Source organism: Streptomyces sp. KR55 (assembly GCF_052245645.1).
Taxonomy (GTDB): Bacteria; Actinomycetota; Actinomycetes; order Streptomycetales; family Streptomycetaceae; genus Streptomyces; species Streptomyces flavusporus.
The window spans coordinates 1-3,769 of sequence record NZ_JBQQCE010000674.1; the positions used below are offsets into that span (position 1 = coordinate 1).

The window sequence follows — 3,769 nt, forward strand, 5'->3', positions numbered from 1 at the left end:
GCCCCGCGCCACTTCCTCACCGTCTTGACCGCCACACCAACGGCCCGCGCAGCACCCGCATTCGACATGCCTTCAGCACACGCCAGGATGATCCGGGCCCGCTCCGCCGGACGCCGATCCGGCATCCCGCCCGCCGCAGCAACTCGGCACGCTCGTCCTCGGACAGCGTGATCTCCACAGCAGAAGGACCCGGATGCGACATACCAACAGACTACTTATTAACCATCAGGATTTCTGGCGCATCACACTAGTGCCCCGGCAGGCAACGTTTGCCCGTCAAGGAGCGGCGTCCGGTGCGTGCTCTCGGCGTGCCGGCCGGAAGTCCTCGTACTGGATGTACTTGGGCTTTCGGCCGGTGCGGCGAGTGGGGGTACCTCCCACGCCCTTAAGGCAGTGGGGGAGCGTGCCGGGCGTCGCGACGGGGCGAACATTGCCTGTCGGGGCACTAGACCGTCATGGGCCGGTCGTACGGCCCTATGGGCGCCGGCAGCCGTGAACTCCCCGTCAGATGGCGGTCGACGGCCGCCGCCACCGCCCGCCCCTCCGCGATCGCCCACACGATCAGCGACTGCCCGCGCGCGGCGTCCCCGGCGGCGAACACGCCCGGGACGTTGGTCGCGAATCCGGCATCCCGTGCGATCGTGCCGCGCGGCTCCATCGCCAGCTCCAGCTGGTCGATGAGGCCGTCCGCCCGGTCGGGCCCGGAGAAACCGAGCGCGAGCAGCACGAGGTCGGCCGGGAGTACCCGCTCGGTGCCCGGCACCGGGCGCCGCTGCGCGTCCACCTCGACGAGGTGCAACGACCGCACATGTCCGTCGGTGTCACCGGTGAAGCGGAGCGTCGACGCCGCGAACAACCGGGCGTCGGCGTCCGCCGCCGGCGCGGTCCGCAGAGCACCGGCCTCCTCGTGCGCGGCCGACAGCCGGTAGATCTTCGGGTACGTCGGCCAGGGCTCGGCGTCCTCGTCGCGCTCGGCGCCGGGCTGGGCGTAGATGTCCAGCTGTGTGACGGAGGCGGCACGCTCGCGTACGGCCGTGCCGAGACAGTCCGCTCCTGTGTCGCCGCCACCGACGATCACGACATGCTTGCCGACGGCGGACAGCGGGGAGACCTCCAGATCCCCCTCGCACACCCGGTTGGCCAGCGGCAGATACTCCATGGCCTGATGGATACCGGCCAACTCCCGCCCTGACAGGGGAAGTTCACGCCACGCGGTCGCCCCCGTCGCGATCACCACGGCGTCGTAGCGCGCCCGCAACTCCGCTGCCCCGATGTCCCGCCCGATCACCGTCGACGTACGGAACTTGGTCCCCTCGGCCCGCATCTGCTCCAGCCGCCGCTCCAGATGGTGCTTCTCCATCTTGAACTCCGGGATGCCGTACCGCATCAGCCCGCCGAGCCGGTCGTCCTTCTCGTACACCGCCACGGTGTGGCCCGCCCGGGTCAGCTGCTGAGCCGCGGCAAGTCCGGTGGGCCCCGACCCGATGACCGCGACCGTCCGCCCGCTGAGCCGCTCCGGCGGCCGCGGCGGCGCGAAACCCTCCTCCCAGGCTCGGTCGGCTATCGCGCACTCGACGTTCTTGATCGTGACCGCCGGCTGGTTGATGGCGAGCACACAGCCCGCCTCGCACGGCGCCGGGCACAGCCGACCCGTGAACTCGGGGAAGTTGTTGGTGGCGTGCAGCCGGTCGCTCGCCGCCCGCCAGTCGTCGCGGGAGACCAGGTCGTTCCACTCCGGGATCAGATTGCCCAGCGGGCAGGCCTCGTGGCAGAACGGGATGCCGCAGTCCATACAGCGGTCGGCCTGCTTGTTGATGATGGGCAGCAGCGCCCGGGGGACATAGACCTCGTTCCAGTCCCGCACCCGCTCCTCGACGGGCCGGCGGGGCCAGTCCTCGCGGGGGGTGGTCATGAAACCCTTGGGATCGGCCATGGCCGGTTTCCTTGCATACGCGTACGACAGGCCGTGCGTCTTCGGGCGGCACTCTTTCGGCCACGATACGTCCCGTCGGCCACGGGCGCAGAGTCTGGGACAGCGCTTTCTGGCGGGTTGACCGGGGGCCTTCCGACTGCGCGGGCGTCGTCACGTGAGCCCCAGCACGTACAGCACCGCCGCGGCAGCCGAGGCGATCATGCGGACGTGGTTCCATGCCGTCCACTCCCTGACGTACGCGGGCCAGTACGCCGCCGCCTCCGGTGTCCCCGCGTCCAGTTCGAGCAGCGCGTTGTTGCGCGGCACGTTCGCGAGCATGGTCACGCCGAACGAGCCGATCAGATACAGCACGCTGCCCAGCAGCAGCTCGACCGCCCCCTCCTCCGGCCAGACCACCAACGTCACCACGGCGATCACCGCGCACAGCAGCGCCGACCCCAGGAACACGATCATGAAAGCCGGTTGCACGGCCGTCACGTTGATCGCCTTCATCGCGGCCACGCCCTGTGCGGGCGGCAGCGCGGCGAGTCCTCGCATCACGAACGTCGAGAAGGCGCAGAAGACCCCGGCCACCAGGCCTGTCCCGAGCACTCCCAGCACCGTCAGTACGAAGTACGGCCCATTGATCATGTCGCCCCTCATCTCCCACTTCGGACCGGGCCCGCGCCCAGTCCATCCCTGATCACGACTCACCGCTCACCACCAGTGAATGTCCGCACAAGAACCCGGACCATGCCCCATCGCCGCGCCCACATACGCGAGCGTCCAGGCCTGGGGCGGGCCATGTGAGGCCGACCGAGCTGGGGGAGGGAGTGGGGTGCCGTACGCCGATCCGCTGCCGGCGCCGCCAACTGCCCATGGCCGTCGCTGGAACGGCTGCGACGACTGCGGAAAGTCGGACCCCGCCTCCCGCCACCCCCGCAGCACCGTCTCCACCGCCGCCGCTGTCCGCCGCCGTGCCTCGTACCTCGCCACCCCGTTCATCAGCAGTTGGTCGTACGGCGTGTCCACATGCCGTACGGCCGCCACGACCGCCGATGTCACCGCCCCCTCGGTGAGCGCCCGCCCGGCCGCGCTCCGGCCCACCCGCCCGCTGCCCCGCACGGACGCGTGCGCCGCGATCGCCCGCGCCCGCTCGGCCGGACACCTGGGAAACAGCCGCAGGATCTCCGCCGCGAACGCCTCCGTGAACCGGTCGTCCTCGACCGCCCTGCGCTGCGCGTCCCTCGCCCGGCGCCGCCGTCGGGCCTCCGCGTCCGCCAGACACCGCTCCTCGGCCCGGGCGAGCCCCTCCTCCTCGACGAGGACGCCCTGACGCTCGTACCGGCTCTTGCGCCGGTTGAACCGCATGACGATCACCGACAGCGTGCTCTCCTCGCGCGCCCTGCGGGTCAGCGCAGTGTCCCCGCGCGGCAGGAACACCAGGTGCCCGAGGTCGGCACAGTCGAGGCACCGTGGCACGCCCTCCTCCAGGACGAGCAGCGACAGGGGTCCCCGCCGGCACGCGGCACAGCGCTTCTTCTTCAGGGGCTGGATGGTGACGAGTCCGGTACGGGACGAAGGAGTCACGGGCACCGCCTTGTCCGTCATATCCGCTTCCTGATCCGCCATGTCCGCTTCATGCCCGTGGACCCCCGGGATTTACGCCGTACCGCCGACCTCGTACCGCACCTCACCTCACCCGGGTCCCCGCGCCTGGGCTCACTCGCGACTGTCTGCCGCCGGCCGCACCGAGAGCCCGGCGCCCGGCCATCGGTGCTTTCGGCAGCGCGCGGCATCATGGCCCTGTGCGACTCGAAGCGATCACCTGGGACCGGCTCGGCGACTGCCTCGCCG

The 3,769-nt window shown here is 70.9% G+C and carries 3 protein-coding genes and 1 pseudogene; all 4 read right to left on the reverse strand.

Features of this window, described 5'->3' with window-relative positions; all coding sequences use genetic code 11:
• Nucleotides 1–125, reverse strand: a 125-nt coding sequence (locus ACTWQJ_RS48085; RefSeq protein WP_443312687.1) for a helix-turn-helix domain-containing protein, incomplete at its 3' end; no start/stop codon positions are given.
• Between the two features lie 320 nt (nt 126–445).
• Complete coding sequence (locus tag ACTWQJ_RS48090; protein ID WP_443312685.1) at nt 446–1,933, reverse strand: glutamate synthase subunit beta; 1,488 nt, start codon at nt 1,931–1,933, stop codon at nt 446–448.
• A 150-nt stretch (nt 1,934–2,083) separates the two neighbouring features.
• Nucleotides 2,084–2,563, reverse strand: a complete 480-nt coding sequence (locus ACTWQJ_RS48095) for an anthrone oxygenase family protein (RefSeq protein WP_443312686.1) — start codon at nt 2,561–2,563, stop codon at nt 2,084–2,086.
• 270 nt (nt 2,564–2,833) lie between these two features.
• Nucleotides 2,834–3,523: pseudogene (locus ACTWQJ_RS48100) on the reverse strand (DUF2293 domain-containing protein); the annotation flags it as partial.
• Between the last annotated feature and the right edge of the window lie 246 nt (nt 3,524–3,769).

Bases quoted from the DNA above. Each gene is read 5' to 3' on its own strand.
- ACTWQJ_RS48095 (WP_443312686.1), bottom strand. From the start codon at position 2,563: ATGATCAATGGGCCGTACTTCGTACTGACGGTGCTGGGAGTGCTCGGG.
- ACTWQJ_RS48090 (WP_443312685.1), bottom strand. From the start codon at position 1,933: ATGGCCGATCCCAAGGGTTTCATGACCACCCCCCGCGAGGACTGGCCC.